We start from the raw sequence: 17,197 nt of genomic DNA, 5'->3' as shown, positions 1-17,197 counted from the left end.
CGGACAGGAACTACCTGATCTACTGCCGTGGAGTCATACCCAAGGCAGCGCCGGAGGCATCTAAAAACCAGGGGTAAACCCCTGCGGCCTCTGGCCTACCCCGCCCCGCTGCAAGCCGGCCTTACCCTCCAGGAACATTCGTTCCTTCCGCCAGGGCTCCGCCCTGCGCCTTCCGGCTACCCGTTGGCCCGGAGGGCCAATGCTTCGCGCTCTCCCCTCGCTGGGCTAGACGGCTGAACATTCCTCGGAAGTCTGCGAGCACAACATGCGCGCAAGCACAAAGGCCCCTGGAAGGCCGCTGTACGCGCAATTGGGGTAATCAGTAAGAGAAGTGGGCTCAGAGTTCGAGGATCGCGCGACACGCGTCCTGGAGGACCTGGAGGCGCTTGTCGAGAAGAGCCCCTTCCTCGTCCAGGCCAGCAACCCGGCGGCGCAGCCTGCGCAGATCGGCCACGACGTTGGGGTAGTCCTGGAGCACGTAGGAAACCGCTTGCAGCGGGTCACGCGATGGGGCGTAGAGGGTGGCCAATTCGACCAGGTGGTGCGGGATTTCGAGGGACACGGGCGTTCGCATAATGGGCATTACGTTACGCGACGCGCGGAGGCGTGGCCATATTCCGCACGCCGCTCAACGTAACACCTGGACATTATGCGAAGTCATGGATAAGCGCAGCTGCAGATGGCCCCTGCAGAATTCACCAGGGAAAACCGCTCGTTTGCCCGTCTCGGCATCTTTCCTGAGTCGATCCGTCGATCTGCCTTGGCAGCTCCGCTCGATCGGCATTCATGTCCGCACCTGGCCTCGCTCCCGGTTACGAACCGACTTCGTATTCCCAGTCCGCCAATCTGAAGCTCGATCTCTGCGGAACTCAGGCGACGGCTCGAAAGGCTCCGGCTAGGCCGCCAGAGTGTCCAGCCAGGCCTGTTCCACCTCGCGCCGGCGTCACAGGTCGATGTACATCCCGCGGGCCATCGTGCGCAGGTAGGCACGCGCATCCACCGGGCTGGAGAAGCCGCGCGAGGCAGGCTTGAGCAGCAGGCGCAAAACACGTCAGGGGCCATGTCCGCCGCATCGGCGGCATTGCCAAGGCGCTTGTGCAGCCAGCCCTTGAGCCAGCCTTATCATTTACAGCCTGGCTGACGCCCGCAAAACAAGCCTGCCAGGCAGGCATCCCCTCTTCCGTGCCAGCCTTGCCGGACGCCTGGCGAAAATCATAAGATGGTAATAAGTCTCAATTTCATGATCCGGACTATCCATGTCGGCATTGCGTACCAGGGAATTGGTGAGTCACCTCTATCAAGACAATCACCGCTGGCTGCTCGGCTGGTTGCGGCCGCGGGTCAACTGCACCGAGCTTGCCCGGGACCTGGTGCAGGATGTGTTCATCCGCATCCTGACCGCGCAGGACGCCCCGGATCGTCTGCAGGCAGTACGCGAGCCCCGGGGCTACCTGGCCACCATCGCGCGTAGGCTGATGATCGACCACTATCGGCGCGACCGCCTGGAGCGCGCCTGGCTCGCGGAGCTGGCCGGCCAGCCCGAGGCGCTGGAAATCAGCGAAGAGGACCGGGCCATCCTGCTCGAAACGCTCTGCGAGCTGGACCGTATGCTGGCCGGGCTGGGCCCGAAAGTGCGGCGCGCTTTCCTGCTCTCCCAACTCGAGGGCATGACCTACCGGAAGATCGCCGAAGCCGAGGACCTCAGCGAGGTCACCATCACCCGCTACATCGCCAAGGCCACCCATCACTGCATGCTCTTCCGCCTGGGAGCCCTGCCCTGAGCCTCCTGGACCGCCTCGACCGACAGCAGCGCGAAGCGCTGGAGCAGGCCGCCACCTGGCACAGCCTGCTGCAGAGCGAACACGCCACCGAGCACGACCGCAGCGCCTGGCAGCGCTGGCTGGAAGAGCGCGGCGAGAACGCCTGGGCCTGGCGCCAGGTGGAGCTGACGCTTGGCCAGTTCGGCCGCCTGCCCGCTTCGCTCGCACCCCGGGCCCTGCTCCAGGCCGAGCGGAACGGACGCCTGAACCGACGCACGCTGCTCAAGGGCTTCGTGCTCGTCGCAGGCGGCACGGCGCTGGGCTATGGCGGCCTTCGCTACACCAGGACGGCGGGATGGGATGCGGACCTGCGCAGCCCGCTGGGCGAGCGGTTCGGCACTACCTTACCTGACGGCACCCGCGTACAGCTCAACAGTGACAGCGCGGTGGATGTCGCCTATGACGCCCACCAGCGCCAGTTGATCCTGCGTCGCGGCGAGCTGCTGGTGACCACGGCCCCCGATAGCCTGAACCGCCCCTTCCTCGTCCAGGTGCCGCAAGGAACGGTGCAGGCGCTGGGCACCCGCTTCGCCGTGCGCCTGCAGGACGACAGCGCCCAGGTCGCGGTCTTCGAGCACCGTGTCCGCCTCACGCCGGCCCACGGCCAGCCGCTGTTGCTCGAGGCCGGCCAGCAGTGCTCGCTCAGTGCCGATGCTGCCGGCAGGCCTTTCCCCGTTTCTCCGGGCCAGGATGCCTGGAGCAGCGGGCTGCTGGTCGCCAACCGGCAGCGGCTGGGTGAGTTCCTGGCCGAGCTGGCTCGCTATCGCAGCGGCTGGCTGCACTGCGACCCCGCCATCGCGGGGCTCAGGATCAGCGGCACCTTCTCCCTGGACGACACCGACAAGGCCCTGCGGGCGGTGGCCTCCAGCCTGCCGGTGCGGGTCGTCCAGCGCACCCGCTATTGGGTCAAGGTCGTGCCTCGCTGAAAATTTCTGCGGGCCGCTGATAGGTTTCCCCGTGCTCCTTCGACTCATCAAGCAGAGGGCAAACGCCCCACTGCCAACCTGGAAGAGCACGACACCACCATGAGAGCACCCTTCGCCCCACGTCCCCTCCCCCTGGCGCTGGCCCAGGCTCTGCTGTTTTCCGCCGTACTGGGCCTGGGCGTCCCCGCCCAGGCCGAGCCCGATGGCGCCGACGTGCGCGAATACCACATCGGCAAAGGCGACCTGGGCGCAGTGCTGACGCGCTTCGCCACCGAAGCCAAGGTCCTGATCTCCTTCGACCCGGCGCTGACCGACGGCCGCGTGAGCCACGGCCTGGACGGCCGCTACAGCGTGCAGCAAGCCCTGCAACGGCTCCTCGATGGCTCCGGCCTGCAGGCCGTGCAGGACAGCGACGGCCGCTACACCATGAAGCCGGTCTCGGAAGAGCCGGTGAACCTGGGCGTTACCCAGGTCATCTCCAGCCCCCTGGGCACCACCACCGAAGGCACCGGTTCCTACACCACCGGCGCCACCGCCGCCGCCACCGGGCTGCCGCTGTCGACGCGCGAGACGCCGCAGTCGGTGAGCGTCATCACCCGCCAGCGGATGGACGACCAGAACATGACCACCCTCGGCGACGTGCTGGCCAACGCGCCGGGCATCTCCGCGCCGCAGCTGGATAGCGAGCGCACCGTCTTCGCCTCGCGCGGCTTCTTCATCAACGACCTGCAGTACGACGGCATCTCCAGCTACTACAAGAGCAACTACGCCGCGGGCGAGTCCGAGCTGGACGCCATCATTTACGACCGCATCGAGATCGTCCGCGGCGCCACCGGCCTGCTCACCGGCGCCGGTGAGCCCTCGGCTTCGGTCAACCTGGTGCGCAAGCGCGCCGACAGCAAGGAGTTCCGCGGCGAGGCGCAGGTCAGCGCCGGCTCCTGGGACAACTACCGCAGCACCCTGGACCTGTCCGGCCCGCTGACGCCCACCGGCAACGTGCGCGGCCGCCTGGTGGGCGCCTACCAGGACAAGAAGAACTTCTTCGACCGCTATTCCCGCGAGGGCCACGTGATCTACGGCGTGGTCGACGTGGACCTGACCGACGCCACCACCCTGAGCCTGGGCGCCAGCTACCAGAAGTCCGACGCCGACGGCCTGACCTACGGCGGCGTGCCGCTGTGGAACAGCGACGGCTCGAAGACCCACTACAGCCGCTCGTTCAGCATCGCGCCGAAGTGGAACACCGAGGAAGTCGAGGTCAAGAACTTCTTCGCCAACCTCGAGCACCGCTTCGATAACGACTGGCAGGCGCAGTTCCGCGTCATGCACAACCGCAACGAAGTGGACAACGCGCGTATCTTCAACTGGGGCTTTCCCGACCCGGAGACCGGCCTGATCGACGCCGAACCCTCGCAGTCGCGCTTCCCCGGCGAGCGCAAGCAGCAGAGCACCGACCTGCGCCTGTCCGGCCCATTCGAACTGTTCGGCCGCACCCACGAGGCCGTGGTCGGCGCCACCTACTTCGACCACAAGTACTCGTTCGACTGGATCGGCAACAAGACGCCCTGGCAATCCCCGGTCAGCGTGTACGACTTCGGCCACGTGGCGGAACCGGAGTGGGACTACGAGAACCGCGAACTCTCCGAGCGCAACCACACCAAGCAGAAGGCCGGCTACGCCGCCCTGCGCCTGTCCCTTGCCGACCCGCTGAAGCTGATCCTCGGCGGCCGCTTCACCCAGTACGACCGCGAAGGCGCCGGCTGGGCCTCCTCGGGCGAGTACGACTACAGCGACCACAAGTTCATCCCCTACGCCGGCCTGGTCTACGACCTGAACCAGAACTACTCGCTGTACGCCAGCTACACCAGCATCTTCAACTTCCAGGACTACCGCGACCGCAACGGCGCCTGGCTCGACCCGGTCACCGGCGACGCCTACGAGGCCGGCATCAAGGGCGAATTCCTCGACGGCAGGCTGAACGCCTCGCTGGCCGCCTTCCGCATCGTCCAGGACAACCTCGGCCAGCAGGACGTCGGCTACTCCGTGCCCGGCAACCCCGACAGCCCGGCCTACTACGCCACCGACGGCGCCACCTCCAAGGGCGTGGAGTTCGAACTGTCCGGCGCGCTCAGCGAGAACTGGAACGCCTTCTTCTTCGCCACCCACTACAGCGCCAAGGACTCCGACGACAACGACGTGAACACCCAGCTGCCGCGCACCATGGCGCGCCTGTTCACCACCTACCGCCTGCCCGGGCAGTGGAAGCAGCTGACGGTGGGCGGCGGCGCCAACTGGCAGAGCCGCATCTACTACGACGGCGTGGGTCCCCAGGGCCAGCGCCAGGAGCAGTCCGACTACCTGGTCGCCAGCCTGATGGCCCGCTACGACATCACGCCCCAGGTTTCGGCGCAGCTGAACGTCAACAACCTGTTCGACGAGAAGTACCAGACCGCGGTGAACTGGTACGGCCAGGGCGTCTGGGGTACCCCCCGCAACGTCCTGGCCACCTTGAACTACAAGTTCTGAGCGGCGAACGACAAAGCCCTGGGCGCTGTTCAGTCAAGGAAGAATGCCGTTTCTCTTTATGAGGGGAACGGCATTTTCATGTGGGGTGGGGTTGGGGGCTTGGTGTAGCGCGCCGCTCCGAGCGCTCGGATGTTTCTCTGGAAATCCGTAGGGCGCATAACGCCTACGGCGTTATCCGCCGAATCGCGGACAGAGTCCGCTCCTACGGTTCCAGGAAGCACGGGCGTAGGAGCAACTGTCTTGCCGGCTGCGCCAAGGCGCGCTTCAACGGATGGGTTGAGCCTTGGCGAAACCCATGCGGTCATGGTGATGGGTATCGCTTCGCTCAACGCCATCCTACGGGGCTGATGTTTGCCGGAGGGCGTAGGAGCGGACTTTGTCCGCGATTGGATTCAACGCCCCCGCCGGCCCCCCCGGTGGCACGAATGGCCCCCTCTCCCGCTTGCGGGAGAGGGCTGGGGTGAGGGTGCGCTTTAACCTCTGCCTCAACACCGTCGTAAACCCGTAGCCCCGTAGAAAAGCAGGCCCCCGCCTGGAGCTGAGGCGGTCAGCGCAGCGCGCAGCGCTCGAAGAAATTCTCCCGGCTCTGCACCATCAGCGCCGCGCGCTTGTGCGGGAAGTCGAATTCCTTTTCCCGCCAGAAGCCCAGGCGCTGCATGTGGCCGATCATGCGCGCGTTGTCCGCGCGGGGCTCGGCAACGATGCGCTGGGTGCGCGGTTCGTCCAGCAGCAGGTAGTGGACCAGGGCATCCAGCCAGCTCTGTACCTTGTGCGGGCCGCGCTGGCTGTCTTCGCCCACCAGCATGTGGATGCCGCGGTCGTAGTCGTCCGCTGCGTAGAACGGCGCGATGCGGTCTTCCTTGGCCCAGTAGGCTTCGAAATAGGCGAAGGGCTGGTCGTCGAAACAGCCGATCAGCGTCAGCGCGTGAGGGTCGAGCACGAGCTTTTCCAGGTAGGCCCGGTGCTGCGCGAGGCTGCCGCCCTCCTGCCAGAACTCCAGCACGCGCGGGTGGTTCTGCCAGCGGTTGAAGCGGTCCAGGTCGGCGTCTATATCCAGGGTGCGCAGGGATATCCAGCTTCCCAGGCGGGCGTCGAAGCGCCGGTAGACCTCGCCTTCGGGCTTGGGCGGGCGCAGCGGGTGGCGCTTGCCGGCGTCGATGCGGAACACCTGGGGGAACGCCACCTCGCGGGGCTGGCGCAGCCAAGGCTGCGGCAGTTGCCAGAAGGCGCTGCGCTCCACTTGCGCCAAGCCGTCGCCATTGCGGCTGAGCAGCCCTTCGGCGTAGGCCTGCGCCGGGCAGCCGGCGCCTTGCAGGAGGATTACCTGGCGCTGTTCGTCATGGGCGAAGCACCAGTAGGCGAAGGCCCAGAGCGCGAAGGATGACACCTCGGACAGCAGCTGCCAGGTATGGCCATCGCTTTCCAGGGCGAGCAGCGCCGCGCCATCGAGGGATAGCGTCAGGCGTCGCCCATGCGTCTCGGCACTCAATTGGCGGCCGTCGGGCAGTGGCAGGAGGGATTCGGGAAGCGGACTGGACATGCGGATACTCTCGCTGGAGGCGCCGCCCCGGCAGGGACGGCGACAGGCCATGGGCTCAGGCGGTCTCGGCGGCGACTGTGCGAGCTGCCGGCTGCACCTGCAGGTGCTGGAACAGCGACGCGGAAATCTCCTCGGCGCGGGCCGGCAGGACCGACAGCAGGGTGTCGCTGAGGCCGTGGCTGGCCTGGCTGAAGCCCTGCAGGTAGATGGGCGCGCGCAGTTGCGCGTCGGTCTGCAGGCGGTAGTCGCGGTCGACGCGGAAGTCGCCCAGGTGCGCCTGCAGTGGCGCCAGAAGTTCGCGGTGCGAGTTGCGCTCGTAGCCGGTGGCCAGGATCACCGCGTCGTACTGCTTCTGCTCCACCTCGCCGGTGGCGCTGTCGCGCAGGCTCAGGTGCACGCCGGCGGCGTCGGCGCGCACGCCTTCGACGTGGCGGCGGCAGAGGAAGCCGTGGCGGGCCTGCCCGGAGACCTTCTGGCGGTAGAAGATGGCGTAGATGCGCTCGATCAGGTCGAGGTCCACCACCGAGTAGTTGGTGTTGTGGTACTCGGCGATCAGCTTCTCGCGCTCGCTTTCCGGCTCCTGGAACACCAGGTCGGTGTAGTCGGGCGCGAAGATTTCGTTGACGAAGGGGCTGTCGTCGGCCGGCTTGAGCACGGCGGCGCGCAGGATCATGTCGACCTGCACAGAGGGATAGCTGTCGTTGAGGTCGATGAAGGCCTCGGCGGCGCTCTGCCCGCCGCCGACCACGGCGATGCGCATCGGCTCGTGGCGCACGCAGGGCTGCTCGGCCATGCGCTCCAGGTAGCGCGCATGGTGGAACACCCGCGCATCGCCGCGCAGGCTGGCGAAGGCCTGGGGGATGCGCGGCGTGCCGCCGGTGCTGAGGACGATGGAGCGCGCCAGGCGGAAGTTCTCGTGGCCTTCTGCATCACGCGAGACCACCTTGAGCAGGTCGATGCCGTGGGCGCCGGCGACCGGCTCCACGCGCTGCACCTCCTCGCCGTAGCGGGCCTGCTCGGCGAAGTGCCGGGCGACCCAGCGCAGGTAGTCGTTGAACTCCATGCGGCACGGGTAGAAGGTGCCGAGGTTGATGAAGTCCGCCAGGCGCCCCTGGCTGTGCAGGTAGTTGACGAAGCTGTAGGGGCTGGTGGGGTTGCGCAGGCTCACCAGGTCCTTGAGGAAGGAGATCTGCAGTTCGCTTTGCGCCACCAGGGTGTTGCCGTGCCAGCGGTAGTCGCCCTGCTTGTCGAGGAACAGCGCATGGTAGTCGAGGCCCTCGCGTTGCGCCTGCTCCTGCAGCGCGATCGCCAGCGCCAGGTTGGAAGGCCCGAAACCGATGCCGAGAACGTCGTAGGTGGGGGTGATCATCTGGTTCATGCTGCCAATATCCTTAGCCCGTTTGCCAGGAGGCGCGACGGCGGTCCGCCGGCCCATGGGGACGCCGCATCGGCGCCTTGTTTCTGAAAGACGAGACCGCTTTGCGGAAATTTAGAATGCGTCTTATTAGCGTTTTCTGTAGGAATCTCTAGCGACGCATCACTGCAGACGGCGAGCCTCGCCCTCTTCGCCCAGCGCCATGGCGAACGAGGGCGCCAGGCGGTAGCGGCGCTGCGCATCGCGCACCAGCACGCCGCTGCGCCCCAGGCTGCGCAGGGTGCTCTGTACGCAGGCCTGGGTGATGGAGTTGGTCGGCTCGCGCAGGCGCTGGTAGAGCTCCTCCACCGTGTAGGCGTCCTGCTCGTGGAAGGCGCTCAACACCACCAGCCGCGGCAGACTGGTGCGCAGGCCGGCATGGGCCAGAATCCGCCGGGCGGGCTCGCTGGCTCTGGATTGGGTCATTGGCTTCTCCTTGTCCCCCTGGGCCGGGCGCAGCCAGTGCTGCGGGTGCGCCGCCCTCCTCTTGCATGCTCGAATCCGTTGCGCAGGTGCCTGAAGCTCATTGGAAATCATGGGAGTACGCCTCCTTTCATTGCGCCAGGCGCAGCACCTGCAGGCTGGGGTCCGCTTCGATCTGCGCCTCGGTGAAGGGCAGCGGCGACCAGGCCTGGCGCGAGAACAGCCGGGTCTGGTCGGCATGGTGCGGCGAACGCGGCTCGCTGGCCTGGGAGAAGGCCAGCAGCCCCTTGGCCTGCGGGCCCTCGGCGGTGAAGCTGACCAGTTGGATGTAGCTGCTGCCGCTCACCACCTCCAGGTGGTCGCCCTGGGGCACGCTCTGCATGGCGTTGTAGATGCCCAGGTGGCCGTCGCCGCCGGGGATCGGAATCGGCGGCTTGGCCGTGCTGCTGACCTGCACTTCGCCCCAGCGTTGGCACTGGTCGAGCCCCAGCTCATGCACCTCTTTCGTCGCGGCCAGCAGCGCTTCGCGCACCTGTTTCGCCACTTCGGGCTTGTCCAGGGCGATGCCGCTGGGCGTCTGCAACGGGCGCGCGGGGTCGAACGGCACCTTCCAGGCGCCCTCCAGGCCGTCGAAGTGGGTCATGAAGCGCTGGAAATAGACGAAGCCCGGGCCGGCGTCGAGGTTGGCGCTGCGGTCCCACTTGGCGAGGCTGCCACAAGCGGACGACAGCGCTGCTTCCTGCGCCTGGCGGCACAGTTGCAGCAGGTCGGGCAGCACCAGGTCGGCGGCGTAGACGTGGTTGCCGGTAACCAAGCGCTGCAGCAGCGGCTCGTCGATAGAGCCTTTGCCCTGCAGGGTCTGCAGCGCGAAGCGGGCGCGCAGGCCCAGGGGCTGGTCCTGGCGGCTGGCCAGCGGCGAGAAGCCTTCCAGCGGCGCCGCCGGGTTGGTCATCCAGGCGCTGTCGTTGGAGTTCTGTACGAAGTCGCGGCGCACCAGCGCCGGCAGTTGCGTGGCCGGCTGGATGCCGGGCTGCGCCGCGCCGGGGTCGCGGCTCCAGCCGCAGCGGCCGAGGTTGCCCTGCAACGCCGGCAGGCCCTCGGCCACCAGCGCGGGAATGGCGCAGGCCTGCAACTGCCCCGGGGTCAGGTTGGGCACCACGGACTGGTTCAGGTAGAGCACGTCGCCGTGCTCGTCGGCGGCCAGGGTGTTGACCCAGGGAATGCCCTGCAGGGATTCCACGCGGTGGCGCAGGTCCGCCACGTCGCGCGCCTGGTTGATCGAGTACCACTGCTGCAGCACCCGCGTGTTGCCCAGGTTGGCGTCACGCAGGGCGTAGGCTTCGCCGGCGCTCCAGTCGAGCTTACCGGGCCAGACCAGCAGCGGGCCGTAGACCGACTCATAGACGTTGTGCTCGACTGTCTGCAACTGGCCGTCGGCGCCGCGTACCTGGACCTTCACCACGCGCTTCTCCAGCGGCTGCCAGCGTCCGTCCAGGCGGTAGTGCAGCGGGTTCTGCGGGTCCAGTTCCAGGCGGTAGAGGGTGAAGTGGCTGGAGGTGTCCACCGTGTGCGTCCAGGCCAGGTGCCGGTTGAAGCCGATGTTCACCACCGGCAGCCCGGGCAGCGCCGCGCCCATGACGTCGAGCTTGCCGGGGATGCTCAGGTGCAGCTGGTAGAAGCGCATGGCGCCCTGCCAGGGGAAGTGCGGGTTGGCCAGCAACAGGGCGCGGCCGCTGGCCGAGCGCTCCGCGCCGACGGCGATGGCGTTGCTGCCGCGTTCCAGGCGGAAGCGCTCGCGGCGCTGATCGGCCAGGCGGAAGCCCTCCGCGCCGGTCAAAGCCGCATTGGCAGCACCCGGCGGCGCCGCGGCCACCACGGCCTGGGCGAACTGGCCGACACCGCCCTCCACCAGCAGGCGACGGGTCAGGCGCACCAGGTCGCCGCTGTCGATCGGCTTCAGCCAGGGCTGGCCCAGGCAACTGGTGGTGTCGGCGCTGGCCTCGCGCAGGAAGCGATTGAAGCCCGCGGCATAGCCCTCCAGCAGCTGCGTCACCTCCGCGGACTGGGCCTTGCGGAAGGCCTCCACCGATTCCGGGCGGTTGAGCCAGGTGAAGAAGACGTCCGAGGCGAGGTTGCCGACCTGCGCCGAGGACTCGCCCTCGGCGCCGAAATAGCGCGAACGCTCGCCGCGAGCGGTGACGATCTCGTCGGCCAGCAGGCAGGCGTTGTCGCGAGCGTAGGCGTAGCCGACGCCGAAGCCCAGGCCGCCTTCGTCGGTGGCGCGGATGTGCGGTACGCCGTAGGCGGTCCAGCGGATGTCGGCGGCCAGGGCGGCCGGGCGGGCGATGTCGGCCTGGGCCTGGGGCAGCAGGCCGAGCAAGGCGCCGGCGAGGCCGGCCACGAGGGTGCGCTTTTGCATCGATTCATCTCTGTACGAGCGCGCCGCGGATGGCGCAGGACGACGGGAAGTCGCGGCCTTCGGTGGCATGAATGCTCCGCCCCGAACGCCGGCATTCAGGGAACGAAGCGCACCCGGGAAACTTTACCGACGCCCGCCGTAGGCGCCCCGGCAAGGCTGGATCGGGGTGGCTGGCGCCCGGCCGCGGCTTTCCGTAGGATGCGAGCTCTCCTATAATTGCGCCCATCATCCCTCCGCCATGGCGGCGCCGGATCCAGGCGCGGCAAGGTTCAACCGGCCCCCTCATGACTACCCCCCCTTCCCCTTCGAGCGATCCCGTGGCGCAGGCCGCCGCGCACTGGTGCATGCGCCTGCACGAGCCGGACTGCAGCGATGCCGAGCGTGCGCAGTTCCAGCAATGGCTGGAAAGCGACTCGCGACATGCGGCCAAGTACGCCGAAGTGGAGAAGATCTGGAAGCTCAGCGCGCACCTGCTGGAAGTCCGCCCCACCCCGCGCACTACCGGCCGCCGCCCACCGTTGCCACGCCCACCGGCTCAGGCGGGCCGCCGCCGGCGTTCCTGGCGCAAGCAACTGCGCGCCGCCGCCCTCGCCCTGCTGGTACTGCCGGCCGCCGGCTACCTGGGCTGGCTGCAGGGCTGGGTGCCGGACAGCTACCACCGCTACCAGGCCGACGCCACCCTGCGCAAAGTGGTGCTGCCCGACGGCAGCGAGGTCGAGCTGAACCTCAATACCCGCCTGTCCTATGCCAATTTCCGCGACGTGCGCCGGGTGGTGCTGGACCAGGGCGAGGCCTACTTCCACGTCAGCCACGACGCCAGCCACCCCTTCGTGGTGCGCGCCGCCAAGGGCAGCATCACCGTCACCGGCACGCGCTTCGACGTGTGGAAGTACCAGGACCAGGTCACCGTGACCGTCACCGAAGGCTCGGTGCGGGTGCGCAGCGAGAAGGACGGCAACGACAGCAGCCTGACCCCCGGCATGCAGGCCAGCTACCGCGCCGGCATGCTCCAGCCCCTGGTGGCCAGCGCCGACCCCGTCCAGGTCCTGGCCTGGCGCGACGGCCGCCTGGTGCTCGACGACCTGTCGCTGGGCGCCGCCCTGCCGCTGATCAACCGCTACCTGGACGCCCCGCTGGTGCTGGCCGACCAGACGGTGGCCAACCTGCGCATCGGCGGCACCTACCGCACGCGCAACCTGCAGGAACTGGTCAATGCCCTGCCCCGGGTGCTGCCGGTTGAGCTACAGCGCCTGGACAACGGCAGCATCCGCATCAGCAGCCGCTACGCGCAGTTGTAACAGCGCGCGAATAAAGCTCCGCCAGCCCTACCGGCGCTAAATTTCCCCGGGCATCATCCGTCTTCCCGAAAGCGCATGCCTGGCCGCGCCCCCGCGGCGGCATGCCTTCCAAGCCCTGGCCGGAACCCCGAATGAAACGCCCCCGTCGTACTGGTCGCACGCTGCTGATCGCAGCCCTCCTCGCCTCCCTGCTCGCCGTCGCCGCCTGGCAGACCCACCCTTTCGGCGGCGATGACCTGATCACCGCCCCGGTCGCCCGTGGCGACATCGAAAGCAGCGTCACCGCCCTCGGCACCCTGCAGCCACGGCGCTACGTGGACGTCGGCGCCCAGGCATCGGGGCAGATACTCAAACTGCACGTGGAGCCCGGCGACGAGGTCAAGGAAGGCCAGTTGCTGGTGGAGATAGACCCCTCCACCCAGCAGGCGCGGGTCGACGCCGGCCGCTACTCCATCGAAGTGCTCAAGGCGCAGCTGGCCGAGCAGCGCGCCCAGCACCTGCTGGCGCGCCAGCAGTACCAGCGCCAGCAGCGCCTGGCCGCCGCCAGCGCCACCCGCGAGGAAGACGTGCAGACCGCCTACGCGCAGGTGCAGGCGACCCAGGCGCGGATAGACATGTACCAGGCGCAGATCCACCAGGCCAAGGCCACCCTGCGCAGCGACGAGGCCGAGCTGGGCTACACGCGCATCTACGCGCCCATGTCCGGCACCGTGGTGGCGGTGGACGCCCGCGAGGGCCAGACGCTCAACGCCCAGCAACAGACGCCGCTGATCCTGCGCATCGCCAAGCTCTCGCCGATGACCGTCTGGGCCCAGGTCTCCGAGGCCGACATCGGCCGCGTCAAGCCGGGCATGCCGGCCTACTTCACCACCCTTGCCGGCGAGCGGCGGCGCTGGAGCGGCACGGTGCGGCAGATCCTCCCGGTGCCGCCCAAGCCGCTGGACCCGAACAACCAGGAAAGCACCGGCAGCGGCTCCGCCAGCGGTTCCAGCGGCAGCGGCCGGGTGGTGCTGTACACGGTGCTGGTGGACGTGGACAACAGCGACCACCAGCTAATGGCGGAAATGACCGCCCAGGTGTTCTTCGTCGCCGCCACCGCCCAGGGCACCCTCACCGCCCCCGTGGCCGCGCTGCATGAAGACGGCCAGGGTGGCCGCCACGTCTGGGTGGTGGGGCGCAACGGCAAGCCAGAGAGCCGCAAGGTCGAGACCGGCATCAGCGACCGCCTGCACGTCCAGGTGCTGTCCGGCCTGCAGGAAGGCGAACGCCTGCTGATGGCCGCCCCGGACAATGGCGAGGGCTGAATGAGCGAAACCCTCCAGGACATCCCTCTGATCGAACTGCGCGACGTACGCAAGCGCTACGGCGGCAACGGCAGCCCCGAGGTCGAGGTGCTGCGCGGCATCTCCCTGAGCATCCACCCCGGCGAGTTCGTCGCCATCGTCGGCGCCTCCGGCTCCGGCAAGTCGACGCTGATGAACATCCTCGGCTGCCTCGACCGCCCCAGCAGCGGCCGCTACCTGTTCGCCGGGCGTGACGTCGCCGAGCTGGACAGCGACGAGCAGGCCTGGCTGCGCCGCGAGGCCTTCGGCTTCGTGTTCCAGGGCTACCATCTGATCCCCTCGGCCTCGGCCCAGGAAAACGTCGAGATGCCGGCCATCTATGCCGGCACCCCGGCCCTGCAGCGCCACGGCCGAGCCCGCCAGTTGCTCGAGCGCCTGGGCCTGGGCGAGCGCACCGGCAACCGCCCGCAGCAGCTTTCCGGCGGCCAGCAGCAGCGCGTGTCCATCGCCCGCGCCCTGATGAACGGCGGCCACATCATCCTCGCCGACGAACCCACCGGCGCTCTCGACAGCCACAGCGGCGCCGAGGTCATGGCGCTGCTCGACGAGCTGGCCGCCCTGGGCCACGTGGTGATCCTGATCACCCACGACCGCGACGTCGCCGCCCGCGCCAAGCGCGTCATCGAGGTGCTCGACGGCGAGATCGTCAGCGACAGCGCCAATGGCGCGCCGTCGCAACCGGCCACCCCCGGCCTGCGCGCCGAGGAGCTGCGCGAGCGCCTGCAGCAGGGCAGCACCGAGCCCGCCGGGGCCTGGCGCGCCGAACTGCTGGAAGCCATCCGCGCGGCCTGGCGGGTAATGTGGCTGAACCGCTTCCGCACCGCCCTCACCCTGCTGGGCATCGTCATCGGCGTGGCTTCGGTGGTGGTGATGCTCGCCGTGGGCGAAGGCAGCAAGCGCCAGGTGATGGCGCAGATGGGCGCCTTCGGCTCCAACATCATCTACCTCAGCGGCTACTCGCCCAACCCGCGCACGCCCATGGGCGTCGTCAGCCTGGACGACGTCGCGGCCATCGCCACCCTGCCCCAGGTGAAGATGGCCATGCCGGTGAACGGCGGCGAACTGGTGGTGCGCCACGGCAGCCTGGACTACCACGCCTACGTCGGCGGCAACAACACCGACTTCCCGGACATCCTCAACTGGCCGGTGAGCGAAGGCAGCTACTTCACCGAGCGCGACGAGGCCAATGCCGCCACGGTCGCGGTGATCGGCGCCAAGGTGCGCGAGAAGCTGTTCGGCAGCGCCAGCCCTATCGGCCGCTACATCCTCATCGAGAACGTGCCCTTCCAGGTGGTCGGCGTGTTGCAGGCCAAGGGCTCCAGCTCCGGCGACCAGGACGCCGACAACCGCATCGCCGTGCCCTACTCCGCCGCCAGCATCCGCCTGTTCGGCACGCGCAACCCGGAATACGTGATCATCGCCGCCGCCGACGCCCGCCGCGTGCACGAGACGGAAAAGGCCATCGACCGCCTGATGCAGCGCCTGCACCGCGGCCAGCGCGACTACGAGCTGACCAACAACGCCGCGCTGATCCAGGCCGAGGCGCACACCCAGAACACCCTGTCGCTGATGCTCGGCTCCATCGCCGCCATCTCCCTGCTGGTGGGCGGCATCGGGGTGATGAACGTGATGCTCATGACCGTGCGCGAACGCACCCGCGAGATCGGCATCCGCATGGCCACCGGCGCGCGGCAGAGCGACATCCTGCGCCAGTTCCTCACCGAGGCCACGCTGCTCTCGGTGGTCGGCGGCCTGGCCGGCGTCGGCATCGCCCTGGGCATCGGCGGCGCGCTGCTGCTGGGCAAGGTGGCGGTGGCCTTCTCCCCGGCGGCCATCCTCGGCGCCTTCGCCTGCGCCCTGGCCACCGGCCTGGTGTTCGGCTTCATGCCGGCGCGCAAGGCCGCCCGCCTCGACCCGGTGGCCGCCCTGGCCAGCCAATGACGGACCCCCGAATGAAAGCCCTGAGCCTACTGCCCGCCTGCCTGCTGCTGGGCGCCTGCGCCGGCGCCCCGCAACCCCTCGACAGCGGCATCGCCACCCCGCCCGCCTGGCAGTACGGCGCCGGCGACACCCGCCGCGGCGAGCTGCAGCGTTGGTGGACGCGCTTCGGCGCCGGCGAGCTGGACGGCCTGGTCCAGCGTGCCCTGGACAACAGCCAGGACCTGGCCGCGGCCATCGCCCGTGTCGACCAGGCCCGCGCCAGCGCGGTGATCGCCGGCGCGCCGCTGCTGCCGGAGGTCAACGCGCAACTGGGCGTCACCCGCGAGAAGCTGCTGCACGGCACCGGCTACAGCGGCATCGACGCCAGCGAGGACGACGAAGCGGTGGACACCTTCAGCGCCGGCCTCAGCGCCAGCTACGAAGTGGACTTCTGGGGCGGCCGCCGCGCCGCCTACCGCAGCGCATTGCAGAGCCTCAAGGCCAGCGAATACGACCGCGCCACCGTGGAGCTGACATTGGTGGCAGGGGTCGCCGACGCCTACCTGCAGGTGCTCGCCCTGCGCGAACAGCAGCGCATCGCCCGGCTCAACCTGGAGAACGCCGAGCAGGTCCTGGGCCTGGTGCGCAGCCGCCGCGAGGCCGGCTCCGCCACCGAGCTGGAAGTGGCCCAGCAGAGCGGCCTGGTGGCCGCCCAGCAGCGCCAGTTGCCGCTGCTGCTGCAACAGGAGCGCGATGCCCAGGTCACCCTGGCCACCCTGATCGGCGAACCGCTGCCGGCCCTGAAACTCGGCGGCCAGCCGTTCGACAGCGTGCGCTGGCCGCAGATCGGCGCCGGCCTGCCCAGCGAACTGCTCGCCCGCCGCCCGGACATCGCCCGCGCCGAAGCGCAACTGGCGGCGGCCCAGGCCGACGTGCAGGTGGCCCGCGCCGCGATGCTGCCCAGCCTGACGCTGACGGCCGACCTGTCCTCAGGCGCCAATCACGCCTCCGACCTGCTGCGCACCTCCTACTACGACCTGGGCGCCAACCTGCTGGCGCCCATCTTCAACCACGGCCGCCTGGGCGCCGAGCGCGACCGCCGCCTGGCGCTGCAGCGCGAGTTGCTGGAGAACTACCGCAAGTCCATCCTCGGCGCCTTCGCCGACACCGAGCGCTCGCTGAACGGCATCGACGGCATCGACCGCCAGCTGCACTGGCAGCAGCAGGAACTGGAACAGGCGCAGCGCGCCTTCGAACTCTCCGACAGCCGCTACCAGGCCGGCGCGGAAACCCTGCTCACGGTGCTGGACACCCAGCGCACCCTCTACCAGGCGCAGGACGCCGCGGTGCAGCTGCGCCTGGCGCGCCTGCAGGCGGCGGTGGGGTTGTTCAAGGCTCTGGGGGGCGGCTGGGAAGAGAGCGGCAGCCTCGCCCGGCGGCCCTGACGCCGCGCTCTTCACACCCAGGCACTGGCACTCCTGCCTTCTTCAGCCGATTCATCCTCCGTTGACGGATACCCCCTACAGGCCTGCCTAGTGCGGACCTGCTGTGATAGCGGCTTTCCTTGG

Annotated in this window: 12 protein-coding genes; 7 read left to right on the top strand and 5 right to left on the bottom strand. The window is 68.8% G+C overall.

The annotated features are described in order from the left end of the window. Positions 1-337: 337 nt before the first annotated feature. Positions 338-562 (bottom strand): hypothetical protein, encoded by a 225-nt coding sequence (locus IG194_RS29670; RefSeq protein WP_225617144.1) that lies wholly within the window; start codon positions 560-562, stop codon positions 338-340. A 694-nt stretch (positions 563-1,256) separates the two neighbouring features. On the opposite strand from IG194_RS29670, the gene IG194_RS29665 reads away from it, so the two are divergent. The 3 genes from IG194_RS29665 (at position 1,257) to fhuE (ending at position 5,272) form a co-directional block, all read left to right on the top strand. Further along, positions 1,257-1,781 (top strand): sigma-70 family RNA polymerase sigma factor, encoded by a 525-nt coding sequence (locus tag IG194_RS29665; protein WP_058489647.1) that lies wholly within the window; start codon positions 1,257-1,259, stop codon positions 1,779-1,781. Beyond that, positions 1,748-2,746, top strand: coding sequence for a FecR domain-containing protein (locus tag IG194_RS29660; protein WP_318652543.1), 999 nt, complete (start codon positions 1,748-1,750; stop codon positions 2,744-2,746). The genes IG194_RS29665 and IG194_RS29660 overlap by 34 nt, the downstream gene beginning before the upstream one ends. Positions 2,747-2,845: 99 nt before the next feature. Next, positions 2,846-5,272 carry a ferric-rhodotorulic acid/ferric-coprogen receptor FhuE gene (fhuE, locus tag IG194_RS29655; RefSeq protein WP_058489645.1) on the top strand — a complete coding sequence of 809 codons (2,427 nt, stop codon included), beginning with the start codon at positions 2,846-2,848 and terminating at the stop codon, positions 5,270-5,272. Between the two features lie 547 nt (positions 5,273-5,819). Here the strand turns inward: fhuE and IG194_RS29650 are convergent. From IG194_RS29650 to IG194_RS29635, 4 genes are all read right to left on the bottom strand, one after another. After that, positions 5,820-6,812, bottom strand: coding sequence for a GNAT family N-acetyltransferase (locus IG194_RS29650; RefSeq protein WP_058489644.1), 993 nt, complete (start codon positions 6,810-6,812; stop codon positions 5,820-5,822). Positions 6,813-6,867: 55 nt separating this feature from the next. Then, positions 6,868-8,190 (bottom strand): lysine N(6)-hydroxylase/L-ornithine N(5)-oxygenase family protein, encoded by a 1,323-nt coding sequence (locus tag IG194_RS29645; protein ID WP_058489643.1) that lies wholly within the window; start codon positions 8,188-8,190, stop codon positions 6,868-6,870. A 159-nt stretch (positions 8,191-8,349) separates the two neighbouring features. Further along, complete coding sequence (locus IG194_RS29640; protein WP_043315116.1) at positions 8,350-8,652, bottom strand: transcriptional repressor; 303 nt, start codon at positions 8,650-8,652, stop codon at positions 8,350-8,352. 127 nt (positions 8,653-8,779) lie between these two features. Further along, a complete protein-coding gene (locus tag IG194_RS29635) occupies positions 8,780-11,068 on the bottom strand; it encodes an acylase (protein WP_082996314.1) in 2,289 nt (762 codons plus the stop codon). A 284-nt stretch (positions 11,069-11,352) separates the two neighbouring features. Here IG194_RS29635 and IG194_RS29630 point away from each other — a divergent pair, with 284 nt between their 5' ends. From IG194_RS29630 to IG194_RS29615, 4 genes are all read left to right on the top strand, one after another. Then, on the top strand, positions 11,353-12,366 hold the full coding sequence (locus IG194_RS29630; protein ID WP_043272786.1) for a FecR family protein: 1,014 nt from the start codon (positions 11,353-11,355) through the stop codon (positions 12,364-12,366). A 131-nt stretch (positions 12,367-12,497) separates the two neighbouring features. Beyond that, positions 12,498-13,670, top strand: a complete 1,173-nt coding sequence (locus tag IG194_RS29625) for an efflux RND transporter periplasmic adaptor subunit (RefSeq protein WP_058489642.1) — start codon at positions 12,498-12,500, stop codon at positions 13,668-13,670. After that, on the top strand, positions 13,671-15,650 hold the full coding sequence (locus IG194_RS29620) for a MacB family efflux pump subunit (RefSeq protein WP_058489641.1): 1,980 nt from the start codon (positions 13,671-13,673) through the stop codon (positions 15,648-15,650). It abuts the gene before it with no gap. Positions 15,651-15,661: 11 nt separating this feature from the next. After that, positions 15,662-17,074, top strand: a complete 1,413-nt coding sequence (locus IG194_RS29615; RefSeq protein WP_058489640.1) for an efflux transporter outer membrane subunit — start codon at positions 15,662-15,664, stop codon at positions 17,072-17,074. Positions 17,075-17,197 lie beyond the last annotated feature (123 nt).

The sequence above is a fragment of the Pseudomonas sp. ADPe genome (genome assembly GCF_014843515.1).
GTDB lineage: Bacteria > Pseudomonadota > Gammaproteobacteria > Pseudomonadales > Pseudomonadaceae > Pseudomonas > Pseudomonas citronellolis.
This window is presented reverse-complemented; position numbering and strand designations above follow the sequence as displayed.